Genomic DNA, 18797 nt, shown 5'->3' with positions numbered 1-18797 from the left:
CCTCACCTTGAAAAAAATACAGTCAGGTGTAATCGCAAACGCATAATGAAACAAGGCATTCAGGCTATACCCGGCATCTTGCCTAATCGTACTATCTATTCGACAAAAACAGCTGAGTATGAGAGTTGAGATAAGATATATATCAGTACCGTATCCTTCCCCTGACGATAATCCTCCCAGCTCGGCGCTATCTTGATATCCGGATACACCGCATGGCTTTGCACGTCGCTGAACGGGTAATAACGCTTAGACAAGCTGAACCGCCGCCCTGAATTAGGCAAAGAATACACGCTATTTTCTGCAAAATGGTTGGGATCTCCTCCAGTTGGCGTGCCAGCCACTCTGGCATTCAGGATCTGCTTAAACTGCACAGTATTAGACATGGCAGCAGAGAAAGTCGCGCCGTCGGATAACACATAAACACCCTGCATCCAGTCAAACTGATCCAGTGGCAATAAACAGGCAGACAACGCCAGGCCCGCGTAAAAGTTACCACCACGGTTGCCCCTGAAGTCGATGATCAGATAGCGCGAACCGGCCGACTTTAATCTGGCCTGAAGTGCATCACAGTGCGACATCACTTGCTCGGGTGTCGGGTACGATGCAAAGTCAAAATAAGCCGTTTTACTTTTGTCTAACAGGCTCAGGCTGATCCCAGGCATGCCTATATCCAGCGCTGATAGCTTTGGCTCTGAGCGCACATATGCAGAGCTCAGCTTGCCAAATTCCCGCATACTCACAGGCGATATTTTGGCGCTAACGTCACCCTCCTCGCCCGTAAAGCGAAATAACGCTGGTGATTTTTCATCAACTATGCCAAGACCAAACAACAACTTATGCAAGGTCAGGTAATATTCAAAACTGCTTTGCTTGCTGAATTGATTATCCACGCCAGGCAAAAAGGCAGGCAACTGCTTATACAGCTCACTCACACTCACCCCATTGATTTCACGCAGCTGCATACCCAGTAAATGACGGTGCTCAGGTATGGTATCGACCACTCGTAAAGTTTCGCCAAAAAACTTAAAGCGAAACGGAAAGTGCTGATGCTTACCCGACATCATTAAATAGTTGCAGTGTCCGTCGCCTATTGCCCGGCTGATTGCCATCAATCGCACTTCTACCTGTACTTCACTCAGCGCCCCTAATTGCGCTTTAAGCGCGCTAATCATCTGATCGAAGTCCGATTCTGCCAGGGTATGAAATGGCTGAATATGCTGCGTTTTTACTTGTCGGGCATAGAAATTAATGTCTTCAAGCCAGGCCTGCTGCTGGGCCTGGTTAAGCAATGCCGCGTCGGCCTGCGCAGCCATACAAGTAAACAGCAGCCCCCTAAGTACCTGTCTCATTGGTTAATTCCTTTTGTGTAGTGTGAAGGCGATACGCCGAATTGCCTGACAAATGCACGCCTGAAACTGTCATAACAAGTAAACCCCAGTTTTGTCGCCACGTGCTGCAAACTGATGTTTTCTTCACTCAACAGATCTCGGGCGTGATTGAGTTTCAGGACTTTAAAATAATGGCTGGGTGTACAGTTAAGGTGCTGTTTAAACAAGCGCGTGAGTTGTCGCTCGCTGAGGTGACAAAACTCAGCCATTCTCGCGACCGTAACAGGCTGATTAAGCTGCGTACTTAGCCAGTCCAATAGCGGAGAGAGCTTTAAACTGTCGCCAGATTGCAGCGCCAGGGCATCTGAATACTGATGCTGGTTTCCGGCGCGTTGCAAGTAGACCACCAGATCTTTTGCCACCTGCGCGGCAATGCTGTTGCCGTGATCTTCCCGTACTATGGCCAGTGCCAGGTCAACCCCCGACAACACCCCTGCCGATGACCAAATGTGCTCGTCCTGAATATAGAGCGGATCGGGCGAAACGGTGCAATGGGCATTTTGTCGGGCCAGGCTTTCACAATGCCGCCAGTGGGTTGTGAGCGTTAACGCCTGCTGCGGAAAAAGCTGGGCCAGCACAAAAGCACCGGTGCAGATACTAAACACCCGCCTGGCTCCGGCCGCCAGTGCCGATAGCGCACTAAGCTGCGCAGCACTGAGCGACAGCGTGCGCATGCCATTGCCGCCACAGATGATCAGGTCGTCCACAGCAAATTCGTCGTCCAGGCCAAAATCAGCTTGAACTTGCTGGCCATACACAGTTGCAACTGCACCGGCCTCAATACTCAGTAACTTACAGTCATAGGCATTGGGCACATGGCAGTTGGTTTCCATAAACGCATCTAATGGCCCAAATAAATCCAGGGCCTGAAACCCGTCGGCGATAAAATATACTTGTTTTGTGGTCATGCATTACTCCTTTGGCATCTATCATAACCGATGCAAAGGTGTCATTTAATGCATTAAAACGACAAAAACAGACATTCATTGTCACAGTTGGACTTATACACACAAAAGCCCTGTCTGCGTATTGTCAGAAGGCCACTGAAAAGGAAAAGCACGCAGAGAAGTGGTTTTAGAGTAGTGCGGAACTCAGGAAGTTCAATCAAACCATCGCCTTGCTCCTGGGTTTACCGAACCAGGCAGGCCGATATCACTATTTATAGGCGTTGTAACTCAACCCTACTCACTGCAAAAACTCGTACTTGTGCAGCAACTTGTAATAGGCGGAGCTGCTTTTAAACTGGACCATTTTAAGGTTAAAAGCGTCTTTTAGGGCCGGGTCGCGAAAGGCAATACGATAAGGCGAAGCCGCAAATAAATGGTGGACGGTGACATTGGGCATCTGATCCTGACCCAGAACGGCCTTGCTCAGGTGGTTAAAAATATTAATATCCATCACCACCACATCCACTTTGCCCCTAAGCAATAATTCTACTTGTTTTTGCTGATCAGGCAGCTCAATGTATAAAGGGCTGTTGGCAGTGGCCAGCCGATACTCCATACCCAATACCACAGAGGCATTTTGGAAGCCAATCACGGCATAATTTTCCAATGCGCTGACACTGTGTATTTTCAGGTTGCGTTTTTTTAAACTGATGGCGGTATTGTGGTAGGTAATGTAGGGTTCGGACAAAACCGCACCGGCCAGGTCCATGCGCCGGTTCATGGTCAGTGCCGCATCCACTTTTTGCGTTTTCAGCAAAGAATCTGAGCGGCCAAAAGGCACATATAAAAAACGAATTTCATGGCCCAGTTCAGCAAAAATGGCTTTCACCATATCCAGTTCGAATCCGGTATCGCCCTGCTCAATGACATACGGCGGCTTTGTCCAGCCAACCGAGACATCCAGCACCTCTGCCCAGGCCACCTTGACCAAAGACAGGCCGGATATCAATACACTACAAATAAAAACACACTGTGATAACGTCATCGTATTTACCGGCCTCCTGCTATCGTTATTATTTTAGAGCGGTTTATGCCCGGTGCAATGACAGAATGAGGGGCATTTGTTACCCACCCATTTATGCCATTGAGTCTGGCTCATCTGCGCAAAGCGCTGCTTTAAGACGTTGCGCCAGTGCCTGCCGTTGGCTGGCATCGTAACTACTACTGTCTGGGTCGAGCTGCTCGGCCGCTTCGAGTATCAAAGGCGCCAGATCAGCCATTTTTTCGTTGAGTGCTTTTAGCTTCAGCTGCGTGGCGGACCAGTGCTCCGCCTGAATTTTGACGATATCTCCCGACATGTTCACTCCCACATGACTTGTTGCGCTTGCCTCTTTTATATCTCACCCAAACCCTTGATGAAATTGACCGGGTTATTGTTAACTTTGGCAGATCAACACCAATATACCAAACTGTTTGGCAATAAAAAAAGCGGCAACCTTACGGTTGCCGCTTCGTGCCCCACAGCTTTGTTCTGGTATTAGCCATACCAGAAATCAAAGACACTGTACTATTTTCTGTTCTTCATCTTGGCTGATCTGCGCCGCAGACACCGGCCACCAGCGCTGCTGATAAAAACGGCTAATTTCGCCTGTTTCTTGCCACTGGAATACGTACAACCACTCGTTATCGATCAACTGTTTAACCACATCATGACGCGCGGTGATCTCTTTAATTGCCGATTTGGGCGCAGCCAGGTAGACCGACAGTCGCTGCATCTGATGCATCCAGTCGTGTCCATTGTGCAGTGACTGCATCGCAAGACCAGTTCTGAGATCTCCGCCATTACCCTCAAACACGCCGATGTTGCCGCCAACCGCGTTGTGCAGCACCTTGTTACCGCTGCCAAAATGCAAATTGTCTGTGGTCGAGGCGTTGTACTGCATGTTGATCCAATGAGTGACCAGCATAGGCGCGGTCATAATGGTTTCGAGCACCTTAAAGTCCGGATCGTGCTGCCACTGATAGTCGTGTAAAAAACTGCGCCCCTGTAAATCAATGCCCCGGGTCCAGCTGCGCGGTGCCACAATAAACGCCGCATTATTTGCCAGCCCCCATTCCGGACGCGTCTGAGACCAATCCAGGCTGCGGGCTATCAGGGCCTGGTCCAGCGCTTCACGGTCGGCATCTGCCAGCTGTTCATCCAGCTTCGCTGCGCGTTCTTTTTGCGCCGCCGCCGTGGCACTTTGCAACCAGGACATAATCTCAGTACCCGGTTGTTCGCCATAACAGCGCAGATGATCGGTTGTGGTATTATGCAGCGCCGCAATAAATCGGGTCTGCTCTGGTATTTCAACCCCCAACGCCTGCAATTCGGTGCGCACCGCTTTGTCGTTAAGCAGCCAGGCCAGCACTTTGACATTCACTTCACCACTTTGTCCGCCGCAGGCGCCGCATCCCAGCCCGGCTTCTTGCAAGTTATTGGTCGAGTGACTGCCATGGCCTACTAACAATACCGTGGGTGCAAACTGCTCGAATCCCATTGCATGCAACACACCGGCGGCCAGCTCAGCCTTTTGCTGGGCACTCAGCTCTTCGCCGTTTTGTGTCAGCGACCAGTCCTGGCTGTTGGCCAGCTTATCGACCGGGTGGGCCTGCTCAGAGGCAAAGAATGCCTTTTTCAGAAGCTTAAACGTATCCAGCCAGCCTGCCGATTCCACCATAGAAAAGGACGCGGTGGCTGATTTAGAAAATCCCTGCCAGCGGGCCTGAGCATTCAGCGAGGCTGCACCGTGCTTGTCGGATTGTGCATGTGTGGCCACCAGGCTGGGCAGTAATAGCCCCGGGCACTGAGGCCGGTTCACGTCAGCCTGTTGCGGCTGGTAGGAAAGTGGCAGGCCAAAAAAGCCTGCAAACCCCATAGTCTGGACGCCATCGCTTTGTGCTTCGAGCGCGCGGCGATAGATTTCAGAACGTACATCGATACAAAATGCGGCTTGACACTGTATGGGGTGCGCCGGTGTGTTTACCGGGCTGCTCAATGCATAGTGAAGCTGCTGCTGATAGCTTAGCTCCGCCGCTCTGGCCCAAACCCACAGAGGCTTTTGTTGTGTTTGATGTTGCGTCGGTAGGTTTTGCAACCGGCCGAGAGACTGTTTCCATGAATGCTCCAAAGTGGTAAAAAAAGTTGGAAAATGTGCTTGCTGATAGCGCCACAGTACCAGCTCCCAGGCCATACGAATTGCCAGCAGGTCCAGCATCTGGTCGTGTGGCTCACCATTGAGCTCGCCCTGCCAGCGCAGATAGGCAACCCAGGCGCCCCATCCACCAATATCCAGTAGCAATGCATGTGCATACAGTTCAACCTGCTCGTCCTGCACACCAAAAGTGCTCAGCGCCTCGGCTATCAATGCGTTCGGATCATCCGGTAACTGTTTAAAGTAGCGGTGCAGGTCGGGCTCGTCCAGTACAATGCTGAGCCCCCGGTCGCGCTGGCTGACCACCAGCCAGTGCGCGTACAAATCCGGCTGTGCCTTGCTGTGCTCGCGGTGCAACATTGGCTGCGCCTGCTGAAAATGAGCGGCACAAAACTGGCTGATCTGATGAATTATCTCGTCGCGCCAGGCCATTTTGTGGCGCGCCCGGTGCTCATCAAGCAGCGCCGATAACGACTGCCAGGGCAGCTTTTCCCCGCTCTGTTCGATTGTCTGGATCAGTTCATCGACGTTTAATCCCAGCCCGGATTCTGCCAATGCAGTGCGCAGAGCTTGCGGGCTGATCAGGCCGCGTCGATACCAGTCAAAGTAGTCGCTCTCAGGCATTAGCATGGAAATACCCGCCAGCGCGCTGAGCCGGGCACTGACCTGCTCTATGCGCTCATGGCGCATCGGCCAGTAAGGGCTGACGGCTATCATCTGATCCAGCGGCCAGCTGGGTGCTAACTGCTGACAGGCCCCCTGGACAGCGCTGTGCTGTGCCTTTGTGAGCGTGCATGTATCACTTGCCATGTTAAGACTCCTGAATTAATCCATACTGGCGCTTGGCGGCGCGCTGCGATTTAACTGGTGCGGGTAACTTCACAGGCCAGATTTTCAATGTCAGACGGGTCCACCACTCATCCAGATACAAACCGGCAAAAAGCACCACGGATAAACTTTGCACCCGGGGATGTGCTGCGCGGTAGGTTAATAACCAGTTCAGCACAAATAAGCTGATAAACAGCACCATCACGACACTATCAGCGGCACTCAGTGGGGCCTCATGTAAAGACACGTCGGCAAACACGGTTTGTGCCAGCAGTGTCTTCATCGCCGCATAGCTGGCCAGTAGCAGTACACTGATCAGTAGTACACCTGTCCACGGCAGGCTATGGTGAGCACTGCTGCGCTGCGCAAGGAGCAAAGTCAGCGACATGGCCAGTAAAGCCCACATACTTAATGCAGTGCCCTGACCGACCAGCCAGTAGGTGAACGCAACCAGACCCAGGCTAAGTAGTGCCGCGCCCAGCCAGCGTGCCAGCGACGGAGTAACGGACACCGCCAAACGCGCCTGCAGGTTATCGCGAACCGCACTGCCTGAGTTAAGAAAGGCGTGTGCCTTGTAGGCGGAGTGAGCCAGTAAATGTAACAGTGCCAGCTCGTATAACCCCAGCGCACATTCAACCAGCATCAGGCCCATCTGCGCACTGGTTGACCAGGCAAGACGCACCTTTACGCTGACCCGGGTGGTCATGATGAGTGCCGCAAGCACCGTGGTCAGTCCACCTGCCAGCAGCAGCAACCACTGAGCCGCAGCGACCTGCATCACCAGGGGCGCGAACACTATCATTAAAAAACCACCGAGATTAATTACACCAGCATGTAATAGGGCACTGACCGGCGTAGGCGCTTCAACCACCTGCATCAGCCAGCCATGGACTGGCAGCTGTGCACATTTGATCAGCGCAACAATGACCAGCATGACGGCTGCAATCTGGGCGTAAACACTGACCTCTGGGTTAGGTGCCTGATAATGGGCCAGAATATCGCTTAACAGGAAGGTGTCGTGGGCCTGATACAAACACAGCACGGCAATAAGCAACGCCAGCTCGGCCAGACGTGCCAGAATAAATTTCTTGTGTGCGCCCAGCGCAGCCCGGGGACGCTCGGGATAGAATAGCAACAACTGATGCAAAGCCAGGCTTATTAAGGTCCAGCCCAGCAGGAATAAGAGTAAATGATTACTCAAAACTACCAGAGACACCGCGGCCAGTGTGCCCAGCAACCAGCGCCAGTAAACAGCCAGGCGTGGCTCCCCGGCCATATAGTTAAGCGAAAAGCGCATAAGAATGATGGCCATAAATACCACCAGGCCAGACATGATAAGGCCCAGCGACGTCACGTGCACAACTTGAACGAGCGCGCTTTGCGAGAGTAAATCAACACTGGTGCCCTGCCCGGCAATGGCCGCAGTGAGCAAAACCAGTAACCAGCCAGACAGCGCGTTAACAAACCGCCTGCTGATGTGACCTGCACGGCCACAATACCAGGCACTGAGCGCAAAACTGAACGTGATGACGAGCATCATCATTAACGATATTGACATAATTATCCCACTCCATTCAGAACGGGCTCAGTATGTCAGACGTTGAAAGATATAAAAAATATATATATTCTAACTAAACCATATATTTTATATAACTATAAAATGAATCGACTCAACTATCACCACCTCTATTATTTCTGGCGCGTTGCCAAAGCAGGCAGCCTGACTCAGGTTGCGCAGGATGTTCATATTTCCCAGTCAGCCCTGTCTATTCAGATAAAGCGGCTGGAACATATCATGAGTGTGTCATTGTTTGAAAAACAAGGACGTAAACTGATCCTGACCGACTCCGGAAAGCAGGTGCTCGGTTACGCCGACGACATTTTTTACAAAGGGGAAGAACTGGAGTCTTTCTTACTTAAAGGCGTAGCCACCGAGCGGCAACACCTGTCTATCGGTGTACAAACCACCCTGTCGCGAAACTTTATTGAAAGCTTTATCAGCCCTCTGCTTGATGATCCTCATATCAGTTTTACCCTGACCACCCGCGATATGGACAGCCTGTTACAGGGATTAAGCAACCATGAACTGGACTTAGTGCTTACCAACCGCCCTGCCAGCCAGGACGAAACCCGCTGGCATACTCAGCTGGTGTCGCGCCAGCAAGTTGCCATTGTCGGCCCCAAAGGCGCGACCATCAAAAGTGACTTTCCAAACGGGTATGACGCGGTGCGCTGGGTATTGCCCGGGCCAACCACAGAGATCCGCTCGGCCTTTAATGCCTTGTGCGCAGCCCATGAGTACAAACCCAATATCCAGGCAGAGGTGGACGACATGGCCATGCTGCGACTACTGGCCAGGGACAGTGGCGCGCTTGCAGTGCTGCCTCCGGTGGTAGTCAAAGACGAAATTGCCCAGGGCTTACTGGAGCAGTATCAAAGTCAGCTGCCTATTTTTGAGCACTTTTACGCCATTACCACGTCTCGCAAATTCGTTCCTCAGGCCTTGCTGAACTTGCTCAAACAGCCCTTATCATAAAGTGCTAAGGGATTGCTTTGTGGATAAAAAACGGACAACATAGAGCGGTATGAATAAATCATAAGGAAAGATGGTGACGACTTTTAGCAGTAAAATCCGCAGGAGCAGGAATTTTACCTCAGAACCAGGCTGATCATTGACTATATTAGCGGTATGACCGACCAGTTTGCTTTTGATGAGTACCGGGCGTTTCACGTGATTGACGAAATCTAAGCGCAAGCCAGCATTGAACTTCTGCTAAGGCGTACTTTGACCACCCGGTTGGGGGTACGCCGCAGATAAATTTAAAATTTGTACAAATAATACTAGACAGACCCAGTGAGTCCCTGTAGAGTGAAGGCCGCTAGAAAGAAAGTCGATATTTACATCCTACAATTCGTTGTTTTACACCGCGTAACACAACCTGCAGTATTTAAGTTTCACCTCTACTTTTGATGCATTCACACCTATCGAAGGTTAATTTTTTATTTATATTACAGGTTAATACTATGTCTAACACAGTTACTGGTACAGTTAAGTGGTTCAACGAGTCTAAAGGTTTTGGTTTCATTTCTCAGGAAAATGGCCCAGACGTATTCGCTCACTTCAGCGCTATCCAAGGCGACGGCTTCAAAACTTTGGTTGAAGGCCAGAGCGTAGAATTCACAGTTTCTCAGGGTCAAAAAGGTCCTCAGGCTGACAAAATCGTAGTTCTTTAATTACTACGCATTTTGCAAAAAAAGCGAGCTAAGGCTCGCTTTTTTCGTTTCTGCCCCCTGCTATTCCTTCCTGACGCATGAAAAATATGCATCTTCATAAATTTGTCACACCCGTCTGAGCTGCTAGCCTTGAGTAGACAACTCAAGGAGAGACACCATGAAAGCACGGATTGCGCTGCTAAGCGCGGCACTGGGTTTATGCTGCCCGGTTTTTGCAAACACAGCACACACCTCGGCTCTGACCAGCCAGTTTTATTACGATGGTTTGATAGTAACGCCTGACGGCAACGGCTACTTTGGCCAGCAATGGCTGGAAAACGCCACAGACGTCACCCTGTTTCCAAAAAATGGCAATACCGCCATCTGGACGCTGACATTAACCAACTGGCGGGGTCAACCCATTGCGGGCGAGCCGGTGGAGATAAGCACTGCGCCTCTGACGCTGACGGCACCCCAATGGCGAGAGCCTGATGATATGGCTGCCCGATTTAGCCGCAGTGTACGCACTAAAATACTGACCCGCATTGAGCAAGGCCTGTTTCGCTTAACAGCACCGTTTGACGTATCCAGCCCGGTGACAGATGCACGCGGACAGGTAACGGTTGCTATTCACAACTTTCATAGCTGCGGCAATGACAGCGTACCGGGCTCAGACAGGTTTGTCGCCCGAGTGGGCTCACAGCAACAAACTTTAGAGGTAAAATGCGCGGTCAACGGCTTAGTGCCTATACCGGATACTCCAAATCAGGGGCTCACCACGGCGGGGTTAGTCGGTCGCCATTTACACCCCAATTTACTCGCGGCATTGCAAAACCTAGGCCGCGCCTGGCACGCCCAGCCCGATAAACCGGCCGGTATGCCAGATCACTTAACCATTACCGGTGCCACCATGCGCTGGGGCGGCATTAACCCACCGCATTTTACTCATAAGTTTGGCGGCACCGTGGACATTCGACCGCTTGGCACGCAAAGCGGTCCCATCAGTGTTGGCGATGCGGCGTATGACCGCCAGGCAACACAAAGCCTGGTCGATGCGCTGGTCCAGCTGGGCGCCACCCAAATCATCTTTGCCGACAACCTGCGCGGTGTTACCCAGGTCAAAGCCAATCATAAAAATCACCTGCACGTCAGCTTTCTGAGCGAGCCACTGGAGCCCTGGCATCACGATGACGCAGACACGGACAGCGAAGGCCTGCACTGGCATAACTATGATGGTATTTACGATACCCGGTATTTTATTCCCACAGTAAAGTTACTGGAGCCGGCTGCGCTGCGGTTTGACCTTGCTGACTAACTTAATTGAAATAACGGACTATGCGAGTGTAGTCCGTTATCCGTGAGAAACTTGCGTTATGAAAACGACCAGGCCACACGTAACCTGACAGGCATAGCTTGTTACACTTTAATGCTCACTCTGGGTTTGAGTGCATCGACCATCATGCCGAAGAAAAGTAGCGGGTCGGCCATGATTTTTTCTTCATCTGTCGGCAGGCTTTGACCAATTCCGCCCGTAAAGCGCCGGGTGTATTTTTCGGTCATTTCGTTGAGCTTGAGTGTGCCTCGTAAGTCTTCTTCACGGAGTACATCAAAGTCAGAGGTATGAAACTGAAAGACACTTAAAATGCCTTTGTGCACCTCGGTAAATGCTTCTTTCAGAGCGTCGTTAAGATTGAGCAGCTCCTCAAGTTCACTACGCTGAGCCCTGGACATGCTGCCGCCAACCAGCGCCAGCGAGCCGTCTTCATTTTGTGCCAAATCAACCGAGTCTAAGTTTAAGTGAGGGTTCGCCACTTTTTGTATTTCTTTAAACTGGCCGAATAGATCCAGACTGCTTACCAATGCGCTCTGTGCTCGTTCAAAATCTTTAACCTGTTGTTTCAGTTCGTCGTTCAGTTCCTTTGTGAACCGGGCAATCTCCTCCTCATTCATTAAGCCGTTGTCTTCACTAAAGGTGATATTACCGCTGACGGCGGGGTTCTCAGGCTCAACTTTGGCGGCCCTGAGCTGCTCTGTGGCGGATTGTTCGCTGTTGCGGGTGTTGCTTGACGCGGGCGCTATCATGCCTGCTCGATTTATTTCCATTGTCTGTCACTCCTTGCGCTAGAACATCTGGTTGTAGCAAAAAATTAAGCTAAAAGCCCTTTTTCGTCAATACCTTGCTTAACCAATCATCCACTGGCTTCAGACCCTAACAGATAAGATGACTATGGCTTACACAGATAATGCGTCACTGTGCGAGTAACTTGCCAAACAAGCGCGCATCAAAAAATTCGCCATCTTTACAGATTGCCATACGGCGCAGGCCTTCATATTCAAACCCTGCTTTTTCCAGCACTCTGGCTGAACGGGTATTTTGTGCGACCACCACGGCCTCTAAGCGTACCAGTTCAGTGGTGGTTTCAACTTCGTCTATCAACAGCTGTAATGCCTGGCCCGTGATCCCCTGACCCCAGTATTCCTCGGCCAGCCAGTAGCCAATTTCCGCGCTTCGACAATACTCGAAGGTGCCAGGGCGGGCGCCAATACACCCGATCAGCACGCCATCAAGCATCATCGCACGAGTGATCCCCTCTTTACTGCCGGTCGAGATCCACCACTGGGCATCTTCCTGAGTATAAGGAAAAGGGACTTTGGGTGATAAGTATTGCACGGTGGCCGGGTTGTTTAAGTATCGAACCAGGCTTGGCTCATCGGTGGATTCAAAAGGTCTGAGTGATAACATGCGTGTCCCTTAGCAAAGCGGATAAAAATTGGAAACATCCATCCTACTGCGCATGCGTTAATTGGACAACACGCTTTTTGGTAAATTTTTCATATTATCTGAGTAATACGTACGGGCGAAAACTGCCCGTACGTGCTGAGGGGTTAAAACGGTTTTACCTGACGGATCCTGGCTATTGCCAGTGCGCAAAGAGCCAGCACAAGTAAGGCACTGAACAACCACTTCCACAGTCCTTTTTGTGTTTCCATGACCTGCGCTTTGAACAGCGGAAAGTCTTCCACATCCTGGCGGGTTACCGGCTTATCAAAGAACATAAAGTCGTAAAAGAAATGACGCATCACCGTGTGATAGTCAGCCACCTGCTGCTGGTACTTGAGCTGGTAGCCACTGCTGGTCTGAGCCAGTTCATTCAGAGAAAGCTGAAAAAGCAACGCCGGAGACAGCACACTCAATGTTTGTAACTGTGCCTGACGTGCCTGGTTGTTTTGAATATGAGCTTCAACCAGCGACTGCACTGCAAGGTCGCTCATATGCTGCTGCGCATAGTACCATTTCCAGTCAAACGCCTCGCCCAACGGTGCGGTATTCTGCCAGGGTGTTTCGTGTGTCAAAAACTCATCGAGTGTGGCTTGTTTGTCTTTATCCCAGCCATCATTGAGCGTTGTGCGTTGTTGCAGTGTGATCTCAAGCGGCGCATCGCTTTGATACTGACCAGACAAATACAAATGCACCGCGCCTGGGATCAACAGCGCCAGCACCACCCAGCTACTGAGATAAGCCAGGCTATTCACGACGCTATTTTTACCAAAGCTCATGATCAAGGTTGCCAGTGCAAACCAGAACACCATATACAAACTGGTGGCACCCAGCACAGTCCAAAATAGTGCATCAAACGGTAAAGACAATATCAGTGCCGCACTCACCAGCAAGATGACCACCAGCAGCCAGATCACCGCAAAACGCAGCGCCATCTGCTTACCAAGCAAAGTCAATGCGCTACCTGGCAAGGCATTGAGTAATCGCCAGCGACCGGCATGCTGCTCGTCTGAGATAAGCGTCACGGTGAGTATGCCAATTACCAGAGGCAAGAAGTAAACCAGCACAAACCCTAAGTCCAGGCCGCCTGCCCGTTGCTGAGCTGGGTTCACAATTTCGCGATTAAAGGCCTGACTTTGTAATGCAGTGGCGCGAATTTTAGTTGCAACCATAGAAGACGGCGTCTCACCCACAAACAAAGCAGCCCAGGGGCTTAGTTTCCATTCGGTCGGAGCGCTGGCATAGTAGGCCAAAGAGCCTGCCTCGGGTAGTGTTTCACGACTGTTTACATGCTCCCGCTCTTTTTGGAACACCACCATCGACTTATACTGATCAATGCGCAGTGACTTATAACCAAGCGCGCCCTGATAAATGGCAAACACACCCGATACGATGAACAATACCAGCACCAGCTTATTTATGGTGCCAGCAAACAAACGCTTGCATTCGAGTTTAAACAGCAGCATAGATCCTCCTCTGCATCGGGTTTGAACTCAGGAAAATAAACAGTGCTGCGACCGCCAGCAGCGGCAGCAACCAGGCCAGAGAAAACGCACTCAATGACCAGCTGAGCTTAGGCGTTAAATAGTTAAACGCTTCAAATTCCTGCCAATAGGATTTATCAACCCGCTGCGCTCTGTCGTTATGATGGTGGATCTCATGAGTGTGTAACTGATTGAGTTTTTGGATCCGCGCATATCTGTGGGCCTCTGCCTGCTGCTCAAAATCCAAAAAGTGTCGGGTGTCTGTGCGGGTTAACGCCATTGAAAAATCCCGTACAAACAAATACGGATTCAGCCAGTAAAACTGACTAACAAACTGGCGCTGCGCCTCAAACTGCGCTACTTGTTGCTGATAGTGCTTTTTATAGATTTCAGCATTGAGTTTTTCCCCTTCCTGCATCACCAGCCCTTTGTAATTAATCGGCAGCTCCTCAACCGTCGATACCCCATACTTTTTCAAGGTTTCTTCACGGAATTGGCTAAAATACGGGTCGTTGGGGTTATGGCTGTCTCCGACTTTACGGTTATCCAGTTTAATGGCCAGTTCAAAGTCATTGCGCTTTTGATGGGGGTTCTGGTGATGGGCAAACTCTGCCAGCATGCGCGGCATCAGAATAGTCAGGATAAACCATACCGACGTTAGCAGTACCAACGCCTGTTTTGGTGCCTTAACCAGACTCGAAATCAATAACGTCAGCGCTATCCAGAACAGACAGTAAAGCAGATAGGTGCCAAACAGCAGCGTTAATCTCAGTGGTGCTTCTGCTGAAAACTGAGCGCCTGACCCGGCAGCAAGGGCCAGGGCTAAAACAAACACAGGTAAAATAAATACCACAGACACCAGCAAGTAACTCAGGCTTTTACCGGCAATTAATTCACGAAAAGACACGCCCATGGACATCAGCTGGCGCAGTGTGCCGCTTTTTTGCTCTCCACTGACACTGGCAAAACCCAGCGCAATGATCAACAAAGGCCAGATGATCAGTAGAATGTTAGCGCTGCTGAGCTCAGAAAATCTCAGTAAGGTGCCGCCATCCTGATCGTTGGCAAAATTGGCGCTATTTTGTTTGTGCGCCTCTAAAAAAATACTGTCGCCGACCCAGGCATTAACGCCCAGGTCAAAAAAGCTCAGCGCACTGGGAGGGCGAAACGCAAAATGGCCAAAGTGTGCAACCCGGTGTGGGTGCCTGTCTGGCTGGGCATTCCATTGTTGTTCAACAATTTCCTGTGCTTTGGCCTGAGTGTGCATACTGTGCTGGTGTTGCTGCCAACCGGTTAATAAGGCAACCGCCAGCAGCAGTTGGGTCATAAAAAAGATCAGCCACAGACTGGGGCTTTTGCGTTTACTGGCCAATTCATGGCGGCAGATCTGCATTATTTTATTATTCATAGATCAGACAATTCCTGTTTATACATGAGCCCAACCGCGTTAGCTGGCTTCGCGCATGGCCGCTTTCCCGGAGATCAGTTCGTGGTAGGTGGTTTCCAGGCTACTTAAAGGCAGTTTATTGTTATCTAACAGCGTCAGCAGTTTGCCTTTATCCATAATGCCAATTTTGTCGGCCAGGGTATGTGCACAGTAAAAGTCGTGCGTCACCATCAAGATGGCAGCACCTTTTTTCGCCAGCCGCTCAACAATCCGAATAAACTCCAATGTGGCGCTGGGGTCCAGCCCCGACGTAGGTTCGTCCAGCAACAAGACTTTGGCCTGGCGCATGATGGCAAAGGCAATGCCAACCTTTTGCCGCATTCCTTTTGAGTAATTTTTTAATGACTGTTTACGGGCATTTTGCTCAAGCCCCGTCTCGTCAAGTGCGGCGTTGATCTGCGCCTCACTAACCGACAGCCCGGATAAGCTGGCCAGATATTTGAGGTTATCAATGGCATTAAATTCCTGATACAGGTTCACCTGCTCGGGCAGATACACCAGCTTATCTTTGCCGTTGGCGCTTTGCTGAACATCGACCCCGTCAATGCGCGCCTGACCACTGTCGGGCTGTAAAAAGTTAAGAAAGATATTCAGCGTGGTGCTTTTTCCCGCACCGTTGGCACCCAGCAGACACATGATCTCGCCCTGCTCAACTTTAAAGCTCAAGTCGGTGATCACCTGTTTATCAGCAAATGATTTGCTTAACTGTATGGCTTCTAACACAAAAAGTTCTCCCTGATACAATAAAAACCGCGCACACCGCGTTTATGAACGAACATAAACGCGGTGTATGGGCGGTTTGAAAAATGTCATTAGTCATGATTGGTTATAACATAACATTAATTACCTAAATAGGAACAGTTTTTATTACTTTGCCACCTTAACCGGTAGGTACCAAAAAGCTCGCGGTGCCGGTAAACGCGCCACCCTCAACATGGATCTGCGCATTTTTGTAGTACACCAGGTCGTCCGACAAACGCTTTTTACACTGTTTAGGGAAGAAGCCTTCAAAGCGCACTTCCTCGGTCGTGTTGATAGTGCGCTTAAATTTAATATCGAGATCTCTGAGGTACACTTCACCGGCTTTTTCACTTAACTGGTTGTCCCAGCAACCATAAATAATGCCCAGCTGTGAGATCCAGATCATCGCGCTTTGGGCGCTGAAATGAAAACGGCCATCTCCAGGCATTTGAAAATGCTCCACATTAATGCGGCCATCAATATAGCCGGGTTCTAATGAGACAGAACTAAAAGACATGCGCTCCTCACGCCAGCCATTTTCCAGATAGTCTGACATATAGGCTCTTTGCTGCGCTTGAGTAAGTTGAATCATGGTTAATCCTTACTTTGATGTAGATGGACTGGTTGTTTGAATTTGGGCATGTATGGCGGGCGTTGACATAAACAGCGTATTTAACACCGCCGTGCCCACCCCAATGGCTATCAGGCAATACCAGGCCAGGTTCTGGTTCAGACTGGCATAATCAAACGCCACCCCGACCACTGCACTGCCTGCAATTAACCCGACACCGGCAAACAAATAAAAAAATCCGTAGTGCGTGGCAACCGACTTGTCCTGTGCCAGCACAGAAATCTGGCTCATGATAAAGGGAAAACTCACCATAGTACCGAGGGTAAACAAGACTGCCAGCAGGCTCATCGGCAGGTAATACAAAACGCCGGATTGATAAGGCCAGGCGGGAACCAGGGTGGCAAACGATAGCCCCATTAAAGCAATACCTATGCTGATCCACTGTTCGGGCGACAGCCAGCGCTCACACATACGTGTGATGGGAAACTGCAAACAAATTGAGATCAGCGCGCACAAGGTCAGTACCCAGGCCACGTCCTGCGGCGTCCCGGACTGATTAACCAGATGCAGCGGAATAGCAAAAGAGATCTGATTGATCAGCATAAAGTAGCCCGACATGAGCAATGAGAATAGCAAAAATGGCCGGTTGCTCAGCACACCGGCAATCATGGCCGACACCCCGCCTCCCGACGACTTTTCTGAGGTAGATTGGTTGTCCGCCGGGGCTTGTTTAGCTGGCAATAACACCGTGAATAGCAGCGCAAATAATGCAAAAGGTAACGCCGAAACCACGCACAACACATCAAAGCTGACACTCAGTAATAGCAGGCCACACACCGGGCCGAGTAACTCCCCGCCATTTCTGGCAACCCCGACCAGTGCAAACATTTGCGCGCGACTAAGCTCAGTTTGTTTAGAAAAGTAAGACTGAGCAGCAGGGGTAAACAAAGCACCGGCAAACCCGGTCATAAAGGCCGCCAAAAACAGCAGCTCTGTGATTTGAGAAAACAAAAACAGACAGAATCCCAGCGCTCTGAGTAGACACCCGATCACTATCAGTTTTTTTACGCCAAACAAGTCGGCCAGTAAGCCGCCCACTAAAAACAGGCCCTGCTGGCAAAAAGAGCGCACACCCAGGACCAATCCAACCAGGGTGGCACTCAGCAACAAGTCTTGTTTCAGGTAGCCTGCCAAAAACGGGATCAGCATGTAAAATCCCAGATTAAACACAAACGCAGCAACGAGCATCCAACGATACTCGGCACTGAGCCTGAAATAGGAGGTGAATATCGACATAACTGCTACACCGGTTTTTGTGCAATCAAAATAGAATGAAAGTTATCGGCGTAAGTCTGGATCTTCAGTTTCAGCTGAAACGGTGCCAGCCCACCCTCGTCCACACTTGGATACAATAGTGTGCGCAGGTTGAACGCAGTGCGCACCACCAGCTGAGCGCCCGGGCGCATGTGCTCATATAAGTGTGCAATGATTTTATCTTTGAGCTGCTCATCCCCCACCAGGGCGGCAAGCCAGATCACATCATATCGGTCCAGATCAGCCTGTTCGCAAATGTCGCTATGAATAAAGCCCATCTGATTATCAGCAGACAGTGCTTTGCACACCTGCTTGCCAAGCAGCAGATCGTCCTGCTGTATGTCCAGATTATCAACCTGCAAACCGGCATTGTGTAAAGCCAAAGATGTCAGCGGCAATGCCCCTGAGCCCACCATCAGAACCCGATTTACCGGGTCTGCTGCCAAAGAGTTAATGGCATTGATCTCCAGTCCCGTTGCGCGCTGGTAGTGCTTAAAATAGGGATATTCTGTTTGTAACACCTTCTGCGGCGTGTTACTGCTCACCAGGCGCTGCGCCCAGTGCCGCTCATACATGCTGGATGCCAGGCTAAACAAGTGTTGGATCTGAGGCTTAATGGCTCTGATCTTGTCTTGCGCCAGCACCTGCTCTGCAAACTCGCTGCCATGCTCATTAGATAACAGGCTGAGAAAGCGATCGAAGACGGCCATGGTATCCGGATTGATAGTCAGGGCCTCCATGGTATGAATTTGTTCATAAACGTCCACAATTTGCGAGGCGTGGATCCCTACGTGATTCGCGATAGTCATAAGTAAGTCACTGCTGTACTGTTCCGATTTTATGATATAACATAACGCACACGTTATTTGTGTGTAAACCACTTTATTTAGAAATTTTTAATTAAGTAAGTCACTTACCATTTTTACGAAACAAATAATTTACCATTAAAGT

Annotated in this window: 17 protein-coding genes and 1 pseudogene; 4 read left to right on the top strand and 14 right to left on the bottom strand. The window is 50.4% G+C overall.

Going from position 1 to position 18797, the window contains the following annotated elements; translation table 11 throughout:
• Positions 1–95: 95 nt before the first annotated feature.
• The 6 genes from TW77_RS20455 to TW77_RS20430 form a co-directional block, all read right to left on the bottom strand.
• Positions 96–1349: a peptidase S41 gene (locus tag TW77_RS20455; protein WP_046006829.1), complete on the bottom strand. Its 1254-nt coding sequence runs from the start codon at positions 1347–1349 to the stop codon at positions 96–98.
• Positions 1346–2296 (bottom strand): GlxA family transcriptional regulator, encoded by a 951-nt coding sequence (locus tag TW77_RS20450; RefSeq protein WP_046006828.1) that lies wholly within the window; start codon positions 2294–2296, stop codon positions 1346–1348. The genes TW77_RS20455 and TW77_RS20450 overlap by 4 nt, the downstream gene beginning before the upstream one ends.
• 277 nt (positions 2297–2573) lie before the next feature.
• Entirely contained in the window at positions 2574–3320 is a 747-nt protein-coding gene (locus tag TW77_RS20445; protein WP_046006827.1) for a substrate-binding periplasmic protein, read from the bottom strand.
• 91 nt (positions 3321–3411) lie between these two features.
• A complete protein-coding gene (locus TW77_RS20440; RefSeq protein WP_046006826.1) occupies positions 3412–3633 on the bottom strand; it encodes a hypothetical protein in 222 nt (73 codons plus the stop codon).
• Between the two features lie 195 nt (positions 3634–3828).
• On the bottom strand, positions 3829–6279 hold the full coding sequence (locus TW77_RS20435; RefSeq protein WP_046006825.1) for a YbcC family protein: 2451 nt from the start codon (positions 6277–6279) through the stop codon (positions 3829–3831).
• A gap of 1 nt (position 6280) precedes the next feature.
• Entirely contained in the window at positions 6281–7855 is a 1575-nt protein-coding gene (locus tag TW77_RS20430; RefSeq protein ID WP_046006824.1) for an NADH-quinone oxidoreductase subunit L, read from the bottom strand.
• Between the two features lie 102 nt (positions 7856–7957).
• Between TW77_RS20430 and TW77_RS20425 the strand changes: the two genes are divergently transcribed.
• The 4 genes and pseudogenes from TW77_RS20425 to TW77_RS20415 all read left to right on the top strand — a co-directional run bounded on the left by TW77_RS20425 (position 7958) and on the right by TW77_RS20415 (position 10825).
• Positions 7958–8833 carry a LysR family transcriptional regulator gene (locus TW77_RS20425; RefSeq protein ID WP_046006823.1) on the top strand — a complete coding sequence of 292 codons (876 nt, stop codon included), beginning with the start codon at positions 7958–7960 and terminating at the stop codon, positions 8831–8833.
• Between the two features lie 108 nt (positions 8834–8941).
• Positions 8942–9046, top strand: a pseudogene (locus TW77_RS26025) (hypothetical protein); the annotation flags it as partial.
• Between the two features lie 275 nt (positions 9047–9321).
• A complete protein-coding gene (locus tag TW77_RS20420) occupies positions 9322–9531 on the top strand; it encodes a cold-shock protein (RefSeq protein WP_010385841.1) in 210 nt (69 codons plus the stop codon).
• 157 nt (positions 9532–9688) lie between these two features.
• On the top strand, positions 9689–10825 hold the full coding sequence (locus tag TW77_RS20415) for a hypothetical protein (protein WP_046006822.1): 1137 nt from the start codon (positions 9689–9691) through the stop codon (positions 10823–10825).
• A gap of 101 nt (positions 10826–10926) precedes the next feature.
• Here the strand turns inward: TW77_RS20415 and TW77_RS20410 are convergent, their stop codons facing one another.
• The 8 genes from TW77_RS20410 to TW77_RS20375 form a co-directional block, all read right to left on the bottom strand.
• Entirely contained in the window at positions 10927–11613 is a 687-nt protein-coding gene (locus TW77_RS20410) for a hypothetical protein (protein WP_046006821.1), read from the bottom strand.
• A gap of 145 nt (positions 11614–11758) precedes the next feature.
• Complete coding sequence (locus TW77_RS20405) at positions 11759–12253, bottom strand: GNAT family N-acetyltransferase (protein WP_046006820.1); 495 nt, start codon at positions 12251–12253, stop codon at positions 11759–11761.
• 143 nt (positions 12254–12396) lie between these two features.
• Positions 12397–13755: a DUF3526 domain-containing protein gene (locus tag TW77_RS20400; RefSeq protein WP_046006819.1), complete on the bottom strand. Its 1359-nt coding sequence runs from the start codon at positions 13753–13755 to the stop codon at positions 12397–12399.
• The gene (locus tag TW77_RS20395) at positions 13742–15181 is read right to left on the bottom strand and encodes an ABC transporter permease (protein WP_046006818.1); all 1440 of its coding nucleotides are present in this window, start codon (positions 15179–15181) and stop codon (positions 13742–13744) included. Before TW77_RS20395 ends, TW77_RS20400 begins: the two co-directional genes overlap by 14 nt.
• A 39-nt stretch (positions 15182–15220) precedes the next feature.
• Positions 15221–15943 carry an ABC transporter ATP-binding protein gene (locus TW77_RS20390; protein WP_046006817.1) on the bottom strand — a complete coding sequence of 241 codons (723 nt, stop codon included), beginning with the start codon at positions 15941–15943 and terminating at the stop codon, positions 15221–15223.
• Positions 15944–16100: 157 nt separating this feature from the next.
• Positions 16101–16553 (bottom strand): hypothetical protein, encoded by a 453-nt coding sequence (locus TW77_RS20385; RefSeq protein WP_046006816.1) that lies wholly within the window; start codon positions 16551–16553, stop codon positions 16101–16103.
• Positions 16554–16562: 9 nt separating this feature from the next.
• A complete protein-coding gene (locus TW77_RS20380; RefSeq protein ID WP_046006815.1) occupies positions 16563–17828 on the bottom strand; it encodes an MFS transporter in 1266 nt (421 codons plus the stop codon).
• 5 nt (positions 17829–17833) lie between these two features.
• Positions 17834–18655, bottom strand: a complete 822-nt coding sequence (locus TW77_RS20375) for a nicotianamine synthase family protein (RefSeq protein WP_046006814.1) — start codon at positions 18653–18655, stop codon at positions 17834–17836.
• Positions 18656–18797: the final 142 nt, after the last annotated feature.

Source organism: Pseudoalteromonas rubra (assembly GCF_000967655.1).
Lineage (GTDB): Bacteria > Pseudomonadota > Gammaproteobacteria > Enterobacterales > Alteromonadaceae > Pseudoalteromonas > Pseudoalteromonas rubra_A.
The sequence above is the reverse complement of the archived record's forward strand: the minus strand, read 5'-3'. Positions and strand labels throughout refer to the sequence as shown.